At 72.0% G+C, this 18,155-nt stretch carries 17 protein-coding genes; 10 read left to right on the top strand and 7 right to left on the bottom strand.

Annotation, left to right across the window (positions count from 1 at the left end):
* Nucleotides 1-31 precede the first annotated feature (31 nt).
* From pheA to ACFZCD_RS06935, 3 genes are all read left to right on the top strand, one after another.
* Nucleotides 32-967 carry a prephenate dehydratase gene (gene pheA / locus ACFZCD_RS06945; RefSeq protein ID WP_391828677.1) on the top strand — a complete coding sequence of 312 codons (936 nt, stop codon included), beginning with the start codon at nucleotides 32-34 and terminating at the stop codon, nucleotides 965-967.
* Between the two features lie 641 nt (nucleotides 968-1,608).
* Complete coding sequence (serS, locus tag ACFZCD_RS06940; RefSeq protein WP_391828675.1) at nucleotides 1,609-2,886, top strand: serine--tRNA ligase; 1,278 nt, start codon at nucleotides 1,609-1,611, stop codon at nucleotides 2,884-2,886.
* A complete protein-coding gene (locus tag ACFZCD_RS06935; RefSeq protein ID WP_391828673.1) occupies nucleotides 2,883-3,707 on the top strand; it encodes an HAD family hydrolase in 825 nt (274 codons plus the stop codon). Before serS ends, ACFZCD_RS06935 begins: the two co-directional genes overlap by 4 nt.
* Here ACFZCD_RS06935 and ACFZCD_RS06930 read toward each other — a convergent pair.
* Nucleotides 3,679-4,473 (bottom strand): rhomboid-like protein, encoded by a 795-nt coding sequence (locus tag ACFZCD_RS06930; protein ID WP_391828671.1) that lies wholly within the window; start codon nucleotides 4,471-4,473, stop codon nucleotides 3,679-3,681. The two genes, ACFZCD_RS06935 and ACFZCD_RS06930, sit on opposite strands and share 29 nt — an antisense overlap.
* Nucleotides 4,474-4,586: 113 nt before the next feature.
* On the opposite strand from ACFZCD_RS06930, the gene ACFZCD_RS06925 reads away from it, so the two are divergent.
* The 3 genes from ACFZCD_RS06925 to ACFZCD_RS06915 all read left to right on the top strand — a co-directional run bounded on the left by ACFZCD_RS06925 (nucleotide 4,587) and on the right by ACFZCD_RS06915 (nucleotide 7,651).
* A complete protein-coding gene (locus tag ACFZCD_RS06925) occupies nucleotides 4,587-5,297 on the top strand; it encodes a FadR/GntR family transcriptional regulator (protein ID WP_391828669.1) in 711 nt (236 codons plus the stop codon).
* A 69-nt stretch (nucleotides 5,298-5,366) separates the two neighbouring features.
* On the top strand, nucleotides 5,367-6,641 hold the full coding sequence (locus ACFZCD_RS06920; RefSeq protein ID WP_391828667.1) for a CynX/NimT family MFS transporter: 1,275 nt from the start codon (nucleotides 5,367-5,369) through the stop codon (nucleotides 6,639-6,641).
* A 62-nt stretch (nucleotides 6,642-6,703) separates the two neighbouring features.
* Nucleotides 6,704-7,651 (top strand): aminoglycoside phosphotransferase family protein, encoded by a 948-nt coding sequence (locus tag ACFZCD_RS06915; protein ID WP_391828665.1) that lies wholly within the window; start codon nucleotides 6,704-6,706, stop codon nucleotides 7,649-7,651.
* Nucleotides 7,652-7,663: 12 nt separating this feature from the next.
* Here ACFZCD_RS06915 and ACFZCD_RS06910 read toward each other — a convergent pair whose 3' ends face one another.
* The 4 genes from ACFZCD_RS06910 to ACFZCD_RS06895 are packed head-to-tail and all read right to left on the bottom strand — an operon-like array spanning nucleotide 7,664 to nucleotide 11,197.
* Nucleotides 7,664-8,383, bottom strand: coding sequence for an ABC transporter permease subunit (locus tag ACFZCD_RS06910; RefSeq protein WP_391828663.1), 720 nt, complete (start codon nucleotides 8,381-8,383; stop codon nucleotides 7,664-7,666).
* Between the two features lie 15 nt (nucleotides 8,384-8,398).
* Nucleotides 8,399-9,310 carry an ABC transporter ATP-binding protein gene (locus ACFZCD_RS06905; RefSeq protein ID WP_391828661.1) on the bottom strand — a complete coding sequence of 304 codons (912 nt, stop codon included), beginning with the start codon at nucleotides 9,308-9,310 and terminating at the stop codon, nucleotides 8,399-8,401.
* Entirely contained in the window at nucleotides 9,307-10,206 is a 900-nt protein-coding gene (locus ACFZCD_RS06900) for an ABC transporter permease subunit (protein ID WP_391828659.1), read from the bottom strand. Before ACFZCD_RS06900 ends, ACFZCD_RS06905 begins: the two co-directional genes overlap by 4 nt.
* On the bottom strand, nucleotides 10,196-11,197 hold the full coding sequence (locus ACFZCD_RS06895; protein WP_391828657.1) for an ABC transporter ATP-binding protein: 1,002 nt from the start codon (nucleotides 11,195-11,197) through the stop codon (nucleotides 10,196-10,198). The genes ACFZCD_RS06900 and ACFZCD_RS06895 overlap by 11 nt, the downstream gene beginning before the upstream one ends.
* Nucleotides 11,198-11,431: 234 nt before the next feature.
* Here ACFZCD_RS06895 and ACFZCD_RS06890 point away from each other — a divergent pair, with 234 nt between their 5' ends.
* The 4 genes from ACFZCD_RS06890 to ACFZCD_RS06875 all read left to right on the top strand — a co-directional run bounded on the left by ACFZCD_RS06890 (nucleotide 11,432) and on the right by ACFZCD_RS06875 (nucleotide 16,079).
* Entirely contained in the window at nucleotides 11,432-12,280 is an 849-nt protein-coding gene (locus tag ACFZCD_RS06890) for a M24 family metallopeptidase (RefSeq protein WP_391828655.1), read from the top strand.
* Nucleotides 12,277-14,061 (top strand): SDR family oxidoreductase, encoded by a 1,785-nt coding sequence (locus ACFZCD_RS06885; protein WP_391828653.1) that lies wholly within the window; start codon nucleotides 12,277-12,279, stop codon nucleotides 14,059-14,061. The genes ACFZCD_RS06890 and ACFZCD_RS06885 overlap by 4 nt, the downstream gene beginning before the upstream one ends.
* A 23-nt stretch (nucleotides 14,062-14,084) precedes the next feature.
* Nucleotides 14,085-14,999, top strand: coding sequence for a metal-dependent hydrolase (locus ACFZCD_RS06880; protein WP_391828651.1), 915 nt, complete (start codon nucleotides 14,085-14,087; stop codon nucleotides 14,997-14,999).
* Nucleotides 15,000-15,083: 84 nt separating this feature from the next.
* Complete coding sequence (locus ACFZCD_RS06875) at nucleotides 15,084-16,079, top strand: MerR family transcriptional regulator (RefSeq protein ID WP_391829009.1); 996 nt, start codon at nucleotides 15,084-15,086, stop codon at nucleotides 16,077-16,079.
* Between the two features lie 43 nt (nucleotides 16,080-16,122).
* Here ACFZCD_RS06875 and ACFZCD_RS06870 read toward each other — a convergent pair whose 3' ends face one another.
* Nucleotides 16,123-17,472 (bottom strand): carotenoid oxygenase family protein, encoded by a 1,350-nt coding sequence (locus ACFZCD_RS06870; protein WP_391828649.1) that lies wholly within the window; start codon nucleotides 17,470-17,472, stop codon nucleotides 16,123-16,125.
* A 74-nt stretch (nucleotides 17,473-17,546) separates the two neighbouring features.
* A complete protein-coding gene (locus tag ACFZCD_RS06865) occupies nucleotides 17,547-18,104 on the bottom strand; it encodes a hypothetical protein (RefSeq protein ID WP_391828648.1) in 558 nt (185 codons plus the stop codon).
* Between the last annotated feature and the right edge of the window lie 51 nt (nucleotides 18,105-18,155).

The following is an 18,155-nucleotide window of genomic DNA, read 5'->3' as shown; positions in this document are numbered from 1 at the left end:
CGAGACACCGGACGATCGAGGAGCCAGCGTGATGTCGGCCAGCCGCTACACCTATCTCGGCCCCGAGGGCACGTTCACCGAGGCTGCCCTGCGGACGCTGCCGGAGGCGGCGACGCGGGAGCTGGTGCCGATGGTGTCCGTTCCCGCGGCGCTGGACGCCGTGCGCAGCGGCGAGGCGGCGGCCGCCCTCGTGCCGATCGAGAACTCGGTGGAGGGCGGTGTCACCGCCACGCTCGACCAGCTCACCACGGGCTCCCCGCTGATGATCTATCGCGAGGTGCTGCTGCAGATCACCTTCGCGCTGCTCGTGCGCCCGGGGACCGCGCTGTCGGACATCAAGACCGTGACCGGGCACCCCGTGGCGCAGCCGCAGGTGCGCAAGTGGCTGGCGGCGCACCTGCCGGACGCGCTGTGGGAGTCGGCGGCCTCCAATGCGGACGGCGCGCGCCTGGTGCAGGAGGGGCGCTTCGACGCGGCGTTCGCGGGGGAGTTCGCGGCGGCGACGTACGGTCTGGAGCCGCTGGTCACCGACATCCACGACGCGCAGAACGCGCAGACCCGCTTCGTGCTGGTGGGCCGTCCGGCCCGGCCGGCGGCGCGGACGGGCGCGGACAAGACGTCGGTCGTGGTGTGGCTGCGGGAGGACCACCCGGGCGCCCTGCTGGAGCTGCTGCAGGAGTTCGCGACGCGCGGGGTGAACCTGATGCTCATCCAGTCGCGGCCGACGGGCGAGGGCATCGGCAACTACTGCTTCGCGATCGACGCGGAGGGGCACATCGCCGACCGGCGCGTCGGCGAGGCGCTGATGGGTCTGAAGCGGATCTGCCCGCAGGTGCGGTTCCTCGGCTCCTATCCCCGGACGGACGTGGCTCCGCCGGAGGTGGGTCCGACGCGCTACGGCACGTCGGACGAGGAGTTCGTCATGGCGGCGGACTGGCTGGCGCGCTGCCAGGACGGCCGCGCCTGAGGCGATCGTGTCTTCGTTGTCCACGTCTCGACGGTAGCCGTCGGCGCGAACATCCCCAGAGTTATCCACAGGTGGTTCTCGACCTGGGGATAAGTCGACAGAGCGAGGCGGGGTGCCGTCTCCCCGAATCGGCCAAGGTCGACAAATCGCTCTAGCCACCGGGTCGTCATCCACAGCACCTAGGTCCACCCGATCGTGCCGCCTCCCCGCGATCCGTCAGCAGAATGTCGGTGAATAACCCTTTGGGGCGGGGTAATACCACCCGAATGAGTGGCCGCGCGAGGTTTGACCAAGGAATACACGGCGCAGGACAGAAGCGGACGGAACGTTCGATTCCGGCATCCACAGATTTCACGCACAGCCTGTGGACAAAGAAAGCGGAGCCATTCGCTCCTGTGGACAAGGAGTGGGCCAACTCCCCTTGCCCGCAAGCCGATCAGCGGTCGGCACCGCCGCTATGCCCGCTTTTCCGTAAAAGCGCACCCATTCCCCGGGCACTCCACCGAGCGCTTTCCGACGCCTCCCCGATCACCCGGGCTGCTGATTATGCACAGCCTTTTCCAATGCCTCAAAATGGGGCAAACCACCACCAAGAGGAATATGCCGTCGAGTGATCGCGTGCGCAACGGTAGCCTGGAGGGGTGATTGACCTTCGCCTGCTTCGTGAGGACCCCGACCGTGTGCGCGCCTCCCAGCGTGCTCGTGGAGAGGATGTCGACGTCGTCGACGCACTTCTCTCCGCCGACGAACGGCGCAGGTCGTCCAGCGTCCGCTTCGACGAACTCCGCTCCGAGCAGAAGGCGCTCGGCAAGCTCATCCCCAAGGCCACCGGTGACGAGAAGGCCGCGCTGCTGAAGAAGGCCGGCGAGCTGTCCGCCGCCGTCAAGGCCGCCGATGCCGAGCAGGACGAGGCCGCCGCCGAGACGCAGCGCCTGCTGCTGCAGATCGGCAATCTGGTCCACCCCGACGTACCGCGCGGCGGCGAGGACGACTTCGTCGTCCTGGACACCGTCGGCACTCCCCGCGACTTCGCCGCCGAGGGCTTCGAGCCCAAGGACCACCTGGAGCTCGGCCAGCTGCTCGGCGCGATCGACGTCGAGCGCGGCGCCAAGGTGTCCGGCTCGCGCTTCTACTACCTGACGGGTGTCGGCGCGCTGCTGGAGCTCGCGCTCGTCAACGCGGCCATCGCCCAGGCGACGGCCGCCGGCTTCACCCCGATGCTGACGCCCGCGCTGGTCAAGCCGCGCGCCATGGAAGGCACCGGCTTCCTCGGCCAGGCCGCCCAGGACGTCTACCACCTGGAGAAGGACGACTTCTATCTGGTGGGCACGTCCGAGGTGCCGCTCGCGGCGTACCACATGGACGAGATCCTCGACGCCGACCAGCTGCCGCTGCGCTACGCCGGCTTCTCGCCGTGCTTCCGCCGCGAGGCCGGTACGTACGGCAAGGACACCCGCGGCATCTTCCGCGTCCACCAGTTCGACAAGGTCGAGATGTTCTCGTACATCGCGCCGGAGGACGCCGAGGCCGAGCACGCGCGCCTGCTGGAGTGGGAGAAGCAGTGGCTGACCAGCCTGGAGCTGCCCTTCCAGGTGATCGACACGGCCACCGGTGACCTCGGCGCCTCGGCCTCCCGCAAGTTCGACTGCGAGGCCTGGATCCCGACCCAGGGCAAGTACCGCGAGCTGACGTCCACGTCCAACTGCGACGAGTTCCAGGCCCGCCGCCTGTCCGTCCGGATGCGCGACGGCAAGACGGTCAAGCCGCTGGCGACGCTCAACGGCACGCTGTGCGCGGTGCCGCGCACGATCGTGGCGCTGCTGGAGAACCACCAGCAGGCCGACGGCTCGGTGCGCGTCCCCGAGGCGCTCCGGCCGTTCCTGGGCGGTCGCGAGGTCCTGGAGCCGGTCGCCAAGTGACCGACGCGCGCCCCGCCACGGCGGCCCTGCCGTACCGCCTTGTCGCGACCGATCTGGACGGCACCCTGCTGCGCTCCGACGAGACCGTCTCGGAGCGCACCCGGGCCGCCCTGAAGCTGGCCACGGAGGCGGGAGCCGCGCACATCGTCGTGACCGGCCGGGCCGTCCCCTGGACGCGCCACATCCTGCAGGCCCTGGACTACCGGGGCCTGGCGGTGTGCGCCCAGGGCGCGCAGGTCTACCACGCGGGCGAGCACCGGCTGCTGACGTCGGTGACGCTGGACCGGCGGATCGCGGGGCTGGCCGTCGCCAAGATCGAGGCCGAGACCGGCCCGCTGCACCTCGCGGCGGGCCGCGACGGCCTCGACGGCGAGGTGCTGGTCACCCCCGGCTACCGCGTCCAGGAGGGCCCGCTCCCGGCCGTGGTGGCCCACGACCGGGACGAACTCCTGGCCGAGCCCCTCAACAAGCTCTACCTGCAGCACCCCGAGCTCGGCGACGACGCCCTGACCGCCGCCGCCCGCGCGGCCGCGGGCGACCTCGTCGGGGTGACGATGGCGGGCGCGGGCGTCGTGGAGCTCCTGCCGCTGGGCCTGAGCAAGGCCACCGGCCTGTCCCTGGCGGCGCGCCGGCTCGGGGTGAAGGCCGCCGAGACGATCGCCTTCGGCGACATGCCCAACGACATACCGATGTTCGGCTGGGCGGCCCACGGCGTGGCCATGGCCAACGCCCACCCGGAGCTGCGGGCCGTCGCCGACGAGGTCACCGGCTCCAACGAGGACGACGGGATCGCTACGGTCCTGGAGCGCCTTTACGGCTGAGGCCGCTCCGTCCGGGCGGGCCGCAGCGGTCGTGTCCGACGGACACGGCCGCTCGCCGCAGGGCTCCGGGGATGCGCCCGAAGTCCCACACGGGGCGGCCGTGAGCGAATTGCCGGAGGCCGAGCCCGATGGCCACGGCCACCGCGTGCCCCAGGTCGGTGAAGGTGCCCCCCGTAGCGAGGGGGACGCCGAAGAACAGCACCACACCGGCGAGGTAGACCCACCGCCAGGGCCGCGGGATCCGGTACGTGAGGAGCCCGGCGGCGGCCGCGAGCCCGTACGAGACGCCAATGTCGACCACTCTCTTCATCGACCGCGGCAGTGAGTGGTCCTCTATGGACAGCAGCACGACTTCCTGGCTGATGAGCGTCGCCGCGACATGCGCGAAGCCGACGGTGAACAGCCAGCGGGCCGTTCCGGCCCAGCGCTCGACGTTCGCGTGGAAGACCTCGAAGAGAGCCGCGTAGAGCAGGAACGAGGACGGGTCCTCGATCCAGAAGCCGCTGATGAGGAGCGACTGCAGCGGGTGCTTGGTGAGCTGGTGGATGTTGCTGCTGTTGTGGTGCAGCAGGAACGTCTCCAGATCCTGGCTGGCAGCCGCGATCACCAGGCTGGTGACGCCGATGACGAGCAGCCATATGTGCGTCCCCGGCGAGGAGCGGATCCAGGAGGCCGCCCCGGACCGCGCCAGGGAAGCGGCGCGGGCGGCGACGGCCGGCCACCTGCCGAACGTGCCGGAGCCGCGGCGCTCGTCCCGTCCACGCATCCTTCGACGGTAGCCGCTCGGCCCCGGAGCCGCCCCGGAGATGAGTTGTAGGATGACTGGGCAACCGGGTGAATCGGCTCCCCGGTGCACACCAGCTCGGAACCGGAGGACGTATGGCGCTGCGGGCGGCGGGACGGCAGTCCCTCGTGGACACCGTCGTGGATCAGTTGCGCGCGCAGGTCGCCGCCGGAGAGTGGAAGGTCGGCGCCCGCATCCCCACCGAGCACGCGCTCGCCGAGCAGCTCCAGGTCGGCCGCAACACGGTCCGCGAGGCCGTCCGCGTCCTGGTCCACGCCGGGATGCTGCGCTCGCGCCAGGGCGAGGGCACCTTCGTGGTCTCCACCGCCGACCCGGGCGAGATCATGCGCGGCCTGCAGCGGGCGGGCGTGCGCGACGTGCTGGAGCTCCGCATCGCGCTGGAGGCCGAGGCCGCCCGGCTCGCGGCGCTCCGCCACGAGCCCGCCGACCTGGAGCGGATGCGGGCCGCGCTGGACGCCCAGACCGCCTTCGAGGACCCCGAGGGCCAGCCGGACTCCGGCAACCTGGAGCTCTACGCCGACCACGACGTGGAGTTTCACCGCGCCGTCGTGGAAGCCGCGCACAACAGCGCCCTGACGGCCACCTACGCCTGGTTCAGCAGCTCCGTCCGCGAGGCGCTGGTCACCGCCCTGGGGGACCGCGACATGCCGCGCATCATCCACGGCGACCACCACGCCCTCATGGACGCCATCGCCTCCGGCGACCCCGAGGCCGCCGGACGGGCCGCCCGGGCCCTCCTCGAACGTCCCAAGCAGGCCGTCGAGACCCTGCTCGGCGAGAGCTGACACGGCGCTGCCGCACGGCACCGCGCCACCCCTGACGCAGCACATGCACCCCCACTGGAAAGGCACCCCATGTCGGAAACGAGGCCGGACACACGCGACCCCCTGATAGACGCGGAAGCGGATCTCGCGCCCGCGCCGCCCGTGGCCGCCGCGCGCCGCACCCTGCGCGCCCACCCGGCGCTCGTCATGACGGGCATCGTCCTCGCCTCGCTCAACATGCGGGCCGCGCTCGCCGGAGTCTCGCCCCTGATGGGCGAGATCAGCGACCACTTCCACCTCGCGGCAGCGGCGAGCAGCCTGGTCACCACCATCCCGCTGATCTTCATGGGCCTCGGTTCGATCATCGCGCCGAAGCTGGCCCGCCGCTGGGGCACGGAAGCCGTCCTCTGCGGCGCCCTCCTGCTGCTGTGCGGCGGCATCCTGCTGCGCGTCGCGCCCCCCGTCGTGGCCCTCTTCACCGGCTGTGCGCTCGTCGGCACTGCGATCGCCCTGCTCAACGTCCTGATGCCCGGCCTGGTCAAGCGCGACTTCCCCGACCGCGCCGCAAGCATGACCGCGCTGTACTCGACCACGCTGATCCTCGGCGCCACCGGCTCGGCCGCCCTGTCGGTGCCGCTGGAGGACGCACTGGGCGGCTGGCGGGGCTCCCTGGCCTCCTGGGCGCTGCTCGCCGCCGTGGCGGCCGTCGCCTGGATCCCGCAGGCCGTCATCGCGCGCCGCGGCACCCGGCACGGCCAGGCGGCCGCCGCACCCGTGCGGACGGCGCAGAGCGGCCGGAAGCTGACCCGCTCGCCCCTCGCCTGGCAGGTCACGCTGATGATGGGCACCCAGTCGCTGATCGCGTACGTGTGCATCGCCTGGATGCCGACCGTGTTCACCGACCACGGCATGAGCAAGAACGAGGCCGGCATCGTCTACGCCTTCTACACGCTGGTGCAGATGGCCGGTTCGTTCGTGGTGCCCATGGTGGCCGGGCGGATGCGCGACCAGCGGGCGATCGGTGCCGGCGTGGTCGTCCTCATGGCCGCCGGTGTGACCGGTCTGCTGACCGCCCCGGTCGAGGGCGCGTGGGTCTGGGCGACGCTGATGGGCGTGGCGCAGGGCGGTCTGCTCGGTCTCGCCCTGACACTGATGGTGCTGCGCACGCGGGACGCCCACGCGGCGTCCCGGCTGTCGGGCATGGCACAGACGTGGGGTTATCTGCTCGCCTCCGTCGGGCCGTTCGCGATCGGTGCGGTCCACCAGGCGACGGACAGCTGGACGCTTCCGATCGCCCTGCTGCTCGTCGCCTGTGCGGCGCTGCTGCTTCTCGCGATGGGCGCCGGGCGCGATCGGAAGATCTGAGACGTTGGGTGGACAGGAGGCCCTGCGGGGCCTCCCCACCCGTCGTGAGGAGACCGCTGCCCATGCACGCCGCTCACCGCATCACCGTCCCGGCCGAACTCGCCGGATTCCACGAGCAATTCGACGGGGAGCTGGGCCGCTCCTGGGTCGCCGCCCTGCCGGAGCTGGCCGCCCGTTTCCTCGACCACTGGGGCCTGCGGATCGACGGGCCCGCCTCGCACGGCATGGTCGCCCTCGTCCTGCCCGTGCTGCGCGAGGACGGCAGCCGGGCGGCGCTCAAGCTCCAGCCCGTCACCGACGAGAGCGTGGGCGAGCCGGCCGCGCTGCAGGCATGGGACGGTGACGGGGCGGTCGCGCTCCTCGACCACGACGCGGCGACCGGCACGATGCTGCTGGAGCGGTTGGACGCAAACCGTTCACTCTTGTCCATACGCGATGCCGAAGCGTCCCTGCAGACGCTCTCCGAGCTGCTGGCCCGGCTCCTGACGGCCCCCGTACCCGCCGGGCTGCGTCCCCTGGGGGAGGTCGCCGGGGCCATGCTGAAGGACGTGCCCGCGGCCCTGCCCGAGCTGCGCGACGTCTCGGAGCGCCGGCTGGTGGAGACGTGCGCCGCGGCCGTACGGGAGGTCATCGGCGAGCCCGGCGACCGGCTGCTGCACTGGGACCTCCACTACGACAACGTCCTCGCTCCCGTGCCGGGCTCCGCACGTGAGCCGTGGCTCGCCATCGACCCCAAGCCGCTCATGGGCGATCCGGGCTTCGAACTGCTGCCCGCCCTGCACGACCGGTGGGACGACATCACCGCGACCGGTGACGTCGACCGGGCCGTGCTGCGCCGCTTCGACCTGATGACCGAAGTGCTGGGCCTGGACCGGCAGCGGGCCGCCCGCTGGACGCTGGGCAGAGTGCTGCAGAACGCCCTGTGGGACGTGGAGGACGGTGAGAACGCACTCGCGCCCGAGCAGGTGGAGATCGCCCGGGCGCTGCAGCGGTACGTCATCGCGGGATGAAGCCCAAAAGGCTCACTCTTCCCCGGCGAGCGTGAGGGAGCGCAGCTTCTGGCCCGCGAACCACGTCGCCGCCACCGTCACACCGGCGAGCAGGACGAGGGCCAGCGGCAGCCCCACGTCCGAGGAGACGGCGCCGTCCGCGCCGATGCGCTGGGCGAGGGCGAGCGACCACTGCTGGACGCTCAGGGTGCGGGCGCCGGGGACGAGGCTGCCGAAGAGCGACTCCCACACCAGGGCGTAGATCAGGCCCGCCACGACGGCGTGCCGGGTGACCGTGCCCAGCAGCAGGAACACCGCGCTGTAGGCGACGGAGGCGACGGCTGCCGCTGCGGCGTAGGCGACGGCGATCTGCTGGCTGTTGCCGTTGAGGATGAAGCCCGCGACGAGCGTGGGGACGGCGGAGAAGACGGCGGTGACGGTGATCGCGACGATCAGCTTGGTGAGGATGATCGTGGGCCGTTTGACCGGCTTGGAGAGGAGGTAGACGACCGAGCCGTCGTCGATCTCCGGGCCGATCGCGCCGGTGCCGGCGACGACGCCGATGAGGGGGACCATGGTGGCCAGCGCGAAGCCGCCCAGGACGCTGCTCGCGGTGCCGTCGTCCGCGCCGACGAGCACGCGGATGACGACCGAGACGGTGAGCAGCAGGGCGGGCAGCCCGAACAGGATGAAGGCGCGGCGGCGGCCCAGGAGGCCCCGGTAGGTGAGCCGTGCGACGGTGGCGTTGTACATGGCGCTGGGCTCCTTTCAGGCCGCGACGAGGTAGGAGAAGACCGATTCCAGGGACTCGTCCGAGGGCGAGACCGTGAGGAGCCGGATGCCGTGGTCCCGGGCGATCCGGGGCAGCAGCGCGGTGAAGCGGCCGAAGTCGACGGCCTGGATGCGCAGGGCGCCTTCCTGGACGTCCACTTCGATGCCCGCCGTCGACGGGTCGGCGATCAGGGCGGCGGCCAGGGAGCGGTCGTCGCTGGAGCGGACCAGGTAGCGGTGCGGGCGGTCCGTCATCAGCCGGCGGATCTTGCGGAAGTCGCCGGAGGCGGCGTGCCGGCCCGCGACGACGACCTCGATGTGGGTGGCGAGCTGCTCGACCTCCTCCAGGATGTGCGAGGAGAAGAGCACGGTGCGGCCCTCGGCGCCCATCCTGCGGAGCAGGTCCATCAGCTGCATGCGCTGGCGCGGGTCCATGCCGTTGAAGGGCTCGTCCAGGAGCAGTACGGAGGGCTCGTGGACGAGCGCGGACGCCATCTTCACGCGCTGTCGCATGCCCTTGCTGTACGTGCTGATCGCGCGGTCCTGGGCGTACTCCATCTCGACGGTGGCGAGCGCCCTCCGGGCCTCGGCGGCGCCCAGCCCGTGCAGTTCGGCGTTGGCGCGGACGAACTCCAGTCCGGTGAGGAAGTCGTACATCGCCTCCCGCTCGGGGACGATGCCGATGTGGCGGTAGATCTCCTCGTTGCGCCAGATGCGGGTGCCGTCGAGGGTGACGGTGCCGGTGGAGGGGGCGAGGAAGCCGCCCATCATGTTGATGAGGGTGGACTTGCCCGCGCCGTTGGGGCCGAGGAGGCCGGTGACGCCCGGGCCGACGGTCATGGAGACGTCGTTGACGGCGACGACGTTGCCGAACCACCGGGAGACGTTGTCGATACGGATGGAGGTCACAGCCCGACCTTTCGGTAGCGGCGCATCAGCAGCCCGTAGGAGCCGGCGATCAGGGCGAGGAGCACGAGCAGGTAGACGACGCCCGCCGCGGTGCTGGGGCCGTGGCCGTCGGGGAAGGCCGAACTGGCGGAGAGGAACGCCGTCTGCACGCCGTCGATGAGGGTGATGGGCGAGAAGAGGCCGAGCCAGCCGATCGCGTCGGTGCTGTCGCGCTGCAGGGCGATCCCCTGGACGGTGCTGACCACGCCGTAGGAGATGGTCAGCACGGCGATGACGGCGGCGACTCCGAAGCCGCGGCGGGGAGTGAGCGCGGCGATCACCAGGCCGATGCCGGCGAAGAGCAGGGACAGCAGTGCCACGGAGACCAGTCCTTGTGCGAACCCCTTCGTCTGCTCCAGGAAGTCGAGCTTGGCGAGCAGGGCACCGAGGTACAGGATCAGCAGGGGCGTTGCGGTGAGGATGAACAGGGCGGAGAACATGGCGGCGAACTTCGCGGCCACGTAGTCGGCCCGTTCGATGGGGCGCGAGAAGTACAGCGGAACGGTCTTGAAGCGCAGGTCGCGCGAGACGGCCTGCGGGGCCTGCGCGGCGAGGTAGAGGCCGATGACGACCTGCATGATGATCGCGTAACGCGTGTACTCCACCGGCAGCTTGCTGAGCTTGGTGGCGACCGCGACGGCCACCATGATGGCGGCGGGCAGGCACATTACGCCGAAGAGGATCATCGGCAGCACCTTGGACTTCGCCGACCGGCCGAGGCCGTACGCGCCGCGCAGGCTCTGCGAGAAGAGCGAGCGGCGGGCGTAGGAGCGGCCGAGGCGGGCGCCGGAGTAGTTGCGGTAACCAATGTTGTGGATGACGTCCTGCGCGGGCGCGGAGGTGGTCTCAGGCGCCATGGGAGCTGCCCCTTTCGTGTGCGCTCTGGAAGACCTCCGCGATGCGGTGGCGGCGCTGCTCCATGCGGACGAGGCCGAGGCCGAGGCCGGCGACCGCGTCGCGCACGGTGTCGTAGGTGTCGTCGCCGGTGACGTCCACGAGGAGGACGTGGCCGGAGCCGGCGGCCGCGAACTCCGCGGTCCGGCCGACGGGCTGGACGGCGAGGCCGGCCTCGGCGAGCGCGGCGGCGAGGGCCGCCGTGCCGTCCGGGTGGGCGTCGGAGTCGGTGACCTCGACCGCGAGGGAGGCCGTGGCCTGGGTGAAGTCGCTGGTGGAGGAGGAGCGCAGCAGCTTGCCGCCGTCGATGACGACGACGTGGTCGCAGGTGCGCTCCAGCTCGCCGAGCAGGTGTGACGTGACCAGCACCGAAATGCCGAAGTCGGTGTGGATGCGGCGGATCAGGCCGAGCATCTCGTCGCGGCCGACGGGGTCGAGGCCGTTGGTGGGTTCGTCCAGGAGGACGAGCCGGGGGTCGTGGACGAGGGCCTGGGCCAGCTTGACCCGCTGCTTCATGCCCGTCGAATAGCCGCCCATGGGGCGGTACCGCTCCTCGTAGAGGCCCACGTGGCGCAGCGTGTCGGCGGTGCGCTCGCGGGCCGCGGTGACGGGCAGCCCGGACATCCGCGCCATGTGGACGACGAATTCGGTGGCCGACACGTCGGGCGGCAGGCAGTCGTGCTCGGGCATGTAGCCCACCTGCTCGCGGATGGCGGCGCCCTCGGTCGCGACGTCGAGGCCGAGCACGGCGGCGCGGCCCTCGGTGGCGGGGGACAGCCCGAGCAGGATCTTGATCAGCGTGGACTTGCCGGCTCCGTTGGCGCCCACCAGGCCGGTGACGCCCGGCGTGATGTCGACGGACAGCCGGTCAAGAGCGGTCACCCGGGGGAACCGCTTGCTGAGGCTTTCGGTTGCGATCACAGTCACGCCTTCGACGGTAGTGGCGCGGGCCACAGCAGGCGTCAGACCGGACGGCTGCTTCCGTGTACTCCTCAGGTCTGACGTTCCCGTAGGGAACCGGCCCGGCGGGAGGAGCAGGCCGGGAGTGGCGGAGGAGACTGCGGAGCGGGGAAGAGGTTTTCCACAGGCCGTGCACGACCCTTGACGTAGCCGCCGGTCATTGTCACATTCTTCAATGTCAAGTTACGTACGCGTACCGGAGCCGGCACACGGGACGGACGAATGGCCATGACCTCAGTAGTGCCCTGGGAAGTCACCGGCGAGTTGCGGGGCTTCCGGGAAGTCCAGCGGCTGGCCTACGACTGCGCGGAGGCCGTCGCCGCCCAGCTGAGACCGGGGGTCACCGAGCGCGAGGCGGCCCGGATGCAGCGGGAGTGGCTGCGCGGGCGCGGGGTGCGGGACTGGTTCCACCTGCCGTTCGCCTGGTTCGGGGACCGCACGGCCTTCGCGGGCTTCCGGGTGCCGCTGCAGTTCTTCCCCACCGGCCGGCGGCTGGAGCCGGGGATGCCCTTCATCCTCGACATGGCGCCGGTCCACCGCGGCTTCACGGCCGACATCGGCTACTCCGGCTGCCTCGGCCCGAACCCGCTGCACGACCGCCTGCTCGCCGATCTCGGCGAGCACCGGGAGCTGATCCTGCGCGAGGTGCGCGAGCGCCGCCCGCTGCGGGAGATCTACGAGGACGTGGACCGGCTCATGGCCCGCCAGGGCCACACCAACCGGCACCGGGCCTATCCGTTCGGCGTGATCGCCCACAAGGTGGGCCGGAGCAGGGAGCGCCGCTGGTCACCGCACGTCTTCGGGTTCGGCACCGGGGCGCTCAAGGGCCTCGCCTCCGACGCCCTCCACGGGCACCGCGAGGGCTGGTCGCCGCTGTGGAGCCCGTACCGGTTCTCCGATCACCCGCCCCGGCCGGGCCTGTGGGCGGTCGAGCCCCACATCGGCTTCCGGGGGACGGGCGCGAAGTTCGAGGAGCTCCTGGTGGTCACCGACTCCCGGGACCCGGAGGAGAGTGCGTTCTGGCTGGACGACGATCTGCCGCACGTGCGGCGCGGGCAGGAGGAGAGGGCCGCATGAGCGAGCACGCCGGGAACGGCGCCGGGCTGGAGGGCGCGCGCGAGCGCCGCATCCGTACGGGCGGGATCGAGTTGTGCGTCGCCGAGCTCGGCGACCCCTCCCTGCCCACCATGGTGCTGGTGCACGGCTATCCGGACAGCAAGGAGGTCTGGTCGGAGGTCGCGCAGCGGCTGAGCGACCGCTTCCACGTCGTGCTGTACGACGTGCGGGGCTGCGGCCGGTCCACGGCGCCGAAGCCGCTGCGGGGCGGCTTCACCCTGGAGAAGCTCACCGACGACTTCCTGGCCGTCGCCGATGCGGTGAGCCCGGACGCTCCGGTGCACCTGGTCGGGCACGACTGGGGGTCGGTGCAGGGCTGGGAGTTCGCCACCGTCGCGCGCACCGAGGGGCGCATCGCCTCCTTCACGTCGATCTCCGGTCCCTCCCTCGACCACCTCGCGATGTGGTTCCGCAAGCGGGCCGCACGGCCCACGCCGCGGCGCATGGCCCATCTGCTGGGCCAGAGCGCCCGCTCCTGGTACGTGTATCTGCTGCACACCCCCGGGCTGCCGGAGGCGGCCTGGCGCGGCCCGCTGGGCAAGCAGTGGCCCAGGATGCTGGCGCGGGCGGAGAAGCTGCCGGTCTCCGGCTATCCCACGCCGTCGCTGCCGGAGGATGCCGCGCACGGCGCCTGGCTCTACCGCGACAACGTCCTCGCCCGGCTCCGCCGCCCGCGCACCGACGCCTACGCCCACGCGCCCGTGCAGCTCATCACCCCGACCGGCGACGCCTACCTCTCCGAGCGGCTGTACGACGACCTGGAGCAGTGGGCCCCCGGTCTGGTGCGGCGCAACCTGGCCGCCAAGCACTGGGTGCCGCGCACCCGTCCCGACCAAGTGGCGGCGTGGATCGCCGAGTTCGCGACGGCCCGGCAAGAGGGGTCGCCGGCACGGGAGAGCGCACCGGCCCATCCGTACGCGCGCTGGTTCGCCGGCCGGCTGACGCTCGTGACGGGCGCCGGCAGCGGCATCGGCCGGGCCACGGCATTCGCCTTCGCGGAGGCGGGCGCCCGGGTCGTCGCCGTGGACCGCGATGCGGAGGCCGCAGCCCGCACGGCGGACATGGCCCGGCTGATCGGCGCCCCCGAGGCATGGGCCGAGTGCGCCGACGTCTCGGACGAGCAGGCGATGGAGAAGCTGGCCGCCAAGGTCGCCGCCGAGTACGGCGTGGTGGACGTGCTGGTCAACAACGCCGGTGTCGGCGTCTCCGGGTCCTTCATGGACACGACGGCGGAGGACTGGCGCAAGGTCCTCGACGTCAATCTGTGGGGCGTGATCCACGGCTGCCGGCTGTTCGGCAAGCAGATGGCCGAGCGCGGCCAGGGCGGCCACATCGTCAACACCGCCTCCGCCGCCGCCTTCCAGCCCTCCAGGGCCCTGCCCGCCTACAGCACCTCCAAGGCGGCGGTGCTGATGCTCAGCGAGTGCCTGCGCGCCGAGCTGGCCGGGCAGGGGATCGGCGTCTCCGCCATCTGCCCCGGCATCGTCAACACCGGGATCACCGGCTCCGCCCACTTCGCCGGGGTCCCCGAGGAGGAGGCGCGGCGCCGCCGCACCAAGGCCGCCCGCGCCTACGGCCTGCGCAACTACCCGCCGGAGAAGGTCGCCGAGGCGGTCCTGCGGGCCGTGGTGCGCAACCAGGCGGTCGCCCCCGTCACTCCCGAGGCCCATGGCCTCCGCTTCATGTCCCGCTTCACACCGTGGGCGCAGCGCGCCCTCGCCAGGATCGAGCCGCCGCTGTAGCGGCCGGCGGAGGAGAAGCAGAAATGACCGACGGCCACCGGGGCGGGCACGCGATAGCCCCCAGACGCGTCTCCTTCGACTGGGACGCGACACCACTGCACTGGATACCGGGCGAGCCCACCGCCACCCACGTCATCAACGTCCTGCACCTGCTGCTGCCGGCCGGGGAGCGATGGTTCGTCAAGGTGTTCAAGGAAGCCCTGCCGCTGGTGCGGGACCCCGTGCTGCTGAAGGACGTCAAGGGGTTCATGGGCCAGGAGGCCACGCACAGCGTGCAGCACGCCTACGTGCTCGGCCACCTCGCCGCACAGGGCCTGGACACCGCCCCGTACACCCGCCACGTCGACTACCTCTTCGACGTCCTGCTCGGCGACGAGCCGCCGTTCGGCATGCCGGTGACGGCACGGGAATGGCTGCGCTTCCGTCTCTCGCTGATCGCCGCCATCGAGCAGTTCACGGCCGTCCTGGGCAACTGGGTGCTGGAGGCGGAGGGCCTGGACCGGGCCGTCCCGGATCCGGTGATGCTGGACCTGCTGCGCTGGCACGGCGCCGAGGAGGTCGAGCACCGCTCGGTCGCCTTCGACATGTACGAGCACTGCGGCGGCGAGGACCGCGGCCGCTACGCCCGCCGCGTCCTCGGCATGGCCGTGACGGCGCCCGTGCTGTTCCACCTGTGGCGCCGGGGGGCGCGCTTTCTCATACAGAACGACCCGCGGCTCGCGGGCCGGATGCGTTACTCGCTGCGCGAGCACCAGCGGGCCGCGGCCAAGGGCCTGCTGCCGAGCTGGCGCGAGCTGGGCGGAGCCGTCCCGCGCTACCTCCGGCGGTCGTACCATCCCTCGAAGGAGGGGTCACTGCGCAGGGCCGTTGACTATCTGGCGACCTCGCCCGCGGCACGGACCGCGGCGGGCGCGATAGGCCGCGCGGCCCTCTCGTAAGGAGCGACACACTTGTCCGAGCAGCCCGATCGTCCCGGCCGGCGCGGCCACGCCGGCCGGCCCGGCCCCGACCGCGAGTACCGCATCGAGGAACTCGCCCACCGCAGCGGTGCCACGGTCCGCACGATCCGCGCCTACCAGGACCGCGGGCTGCTCCCCAAGCCGGAGCGGCGCGGCCGCGCCAACGTCTACGGGGACGCCCATCTGGCGCGCCTGCGGCAGATCGCCGGGCTCCTCGACCGCGGCTACACCCTGGCCAGCATCAAAGAGCTGCTGGACGCCTGGGACACCGGCCGCGGCCTGAGCGGTGTCCTCGGGCTGGTCGCCGAGGTGGCCGGTCCGTGGACGGACGAGGAGGCGGGCCGGATCACCCGCGCGGAGCTGGGCGAGCGGTTCGGTGGGATCCAGGACGACGAGGCCGTGGAGGAGGCGGTGAAGCTCGGTGTCCTCGTGCGCGTACCGGATTCGCCCGAGGAGTTCCTCGTGCCGAGCCCGCAGGAGCTGGCCGTCGCCGCGGAGCTCCACGCCGCCGGGGTCCCGCTGCTCGCCATCACCGTCCACCTGCGCGAACTGCGCACGAAGGTCGAGCACATAGCGGGCCGGTTCCTGGACTTCACCACCGAGTACGTCTTCCGGCAGTATCTCGACCACCCGCCCACGGACGAGGAGGCCACCGAGGCCGCCTCGCTGGTGCGCCGGCTCCGGCCGCTGGCCCAGCAGACGGTCGACGCCGAACTCGCCCGCGCCATGCGCGCCTTGGCGACGAGCTATCTCCGCCGGCACCTGGACGCCGAAGCCTGCGAGGACAGCCCGGCTGCGGCGGAGGGCGCCCGGGAGGCATCCGAGGGTGAGCCTGCGGCGAACCCTCCGGGCGGCTTGGCGCAGCCCCGGAGCGGTCCGGCGGATCCCGCCGGCTCTCTCCCCCACCACGGCTCCGTCCGGCTCCCGGACCGGACCGCCCGGGCCGTGGCCGCGCTCGTGGGGCAGGAGAACGTCGCCGCCTTCGTGGCCGCCGCGGTGGAGCGCGAGGTGCAGGCCCGGACGATGGATGCGCTGGTCATCGGCCCCGACGCCGGCTAGCCCCTGCCTCTGCAGCCCGCGGCCGCGGGGGCCCTCCTCCGGCTCAGCAGTCCGCGAGCCAGTTGCCGTGGAAACCGTAGGGCACCCGCTGCGGCAGGTGGACGGTGGCGACCGGGTCCGCGGCGAGGTCGTCGGCGTCGAGTATGACGAGGTCGCTCCGGCCGGTGCCGGCGTCATACACGTAGGTCAGCAGCCATCCGGGGCCGCCGGGCCGGTCGTCGGCGGGGGCGAACGCCGCCTCGGCGGGCGTCCTCCCGGGCCCGAAGTCGTGGCGGGCGACGGAGCCGGTCCACAGGTCGTAGCGGAGCAGGGCGCCGCGCTCGAGGGGCCTGCCGGGCAGTGAGGTGGCGGTGACGTGGCCGTACCGGGCGGCGAGGCCCGCGAGCCGGTCGTCCACCCGCGGGAACTCGCAGGGCCGGTCGTCCAGTTGGTCCTCGGTCACCGTCCCTGCCGTCAGGTCGAGGGTCCACCGCCACAGGGTGGCGTGGTCGTCCCGGCCGCCCCCGGCGCCGAAGCGCGGATAGCGGGTCACGTACAGCACGATGCGCTCGCCGCCGGCGTCCTGCTCGTCGTGGGCGTTGAGCGCGTGGAAGACGTAGCAGGGGTCGATGGGGAGCCATCGCACTTCGCCGTGGGGGTCGTCGCGGCGCAGCACGCCCAGCCGGGCGCCGTAGCCGGGGTCCCATGCGTACGGCATGCCGCCGCCGGGCCGCATGGCGCGGTCGAGGTCGAAGACGACGGGCAGATCCATGAAGACGACGTGGGAGCGGGTGAGGTGGAAGTCGTGCATCATCGTGTGCGCCGGCACGTCGATGGGCCTGCTGACCGCCAGCTCACCGCTCGCATCGGCGCGGTGATAGGTCAGGTAGGGCGCGGAGAGGCCGCCGTAGCCGAAGAAGTGCAGCTCGCCGGTCTCCGGGCAGGTCTTGGGGTGAGCGGTCATCGGCGTGGTGAGCCGGCCGCCGAAGTCGTACGGGCCGGTGGTCTCCAGCTCGTGGCCGGGCCGGGAGTCCAGCTCGTACGGGTAGGAGGACTCGACCAGGGCGAGGGTGCGGCCTGCGTGCCGCACCACGTGCGTGTTGGCCGCACCGGCGGTCAGGTCGCGCCTGCCGTGTTCGTCGTAGATGCGGGCGCCGTCGGTGAAGGTGGAGGTGCGCACCCAGCGGTTGCGGTAGGAAGTGGCCCGGCCGCCTTCCAGACGCACTCCGTGGATCATGCCGTCGCCGAAGAACCAGTGACTGGACGCGGCGTCCTGCGGGTTGGGGCCGTTGCGCAGATACCAGCCGGTGAGACCGTGCGGGATCGCCCCGGTGACCGGGAGGTCGTGCGCGGTGAGCTCCTCCGTGACGGGGGCGAAGTTACCGGCGAGGTGGGCGGGCGGGGCGGTCGCCATGGCGCGGGGTCTCCTCTGTGGTGGATGCCGGAGAGGCGGGGTGCGGGGCGGTGCGGTGAAAGTGCCGCGGGGCTCTACCGGGCGGCCTGCATGAAGCGGGCGCGGACGCGCTCGGGGTAGCGGGCGGTGAAGACGGCGGGGAGGACGAAGCCTGCGACCTGCACCGGCGTGGACACCGCGCTGCCGAGGCCCGCGGCGCTCACTGCGGCCAGGGCGGCGGCGGTCACGGTGAACGCACCGGCCCAGACGGACGTGATCACGACGTTGATGCGGCGGAAGACCGGGGTGTCCCACACCGCGGGCGGGGCCTGTCGCTTGGCTATGCCGGTCGTGAACGGGCGGCCGGCGGCCACCGTGGCCCAGGCGGTGAGCGCGAGCCAGGTCAGGGCCATGGCGCCGCCGTAGTGCTGCAGGCCGCTGTGCGGAAAGGCAAAGGCGAGGGCCGTGAGCGCGACGAAGTATCCGACCGTGCTGTGCTCGAGGATCAGCGAATCCGCCGCGGCACCGGCCTTGCGGTCCTGGATGAGCAGTACGGCGCCCGTGAGGAGCCCGGCCACCGCGCCCCACTGCCAGCCGGCGGTGGAGACGACAGCGTAGGCGATCCACGGAATGAAGCTGCGCACGTAGTTCATCGAAAAGGTCCCCCTCGGGCGGTGCCGGTCGCGCCGACATTCCAACTTTGA

It is taken from the genome of Streptomyces sp. NPDC008001, assembly GCF_042958085.1.
Taxonomy (GTDB): domain Bacteria; phylum Actinomycetota; class Actinomycetes; order Streptomycetales; family Streptomycetaceae; genus Streptomyces.
This window is presented reverse-complemented; position numbering and strand designations above follow the sequence as displayed.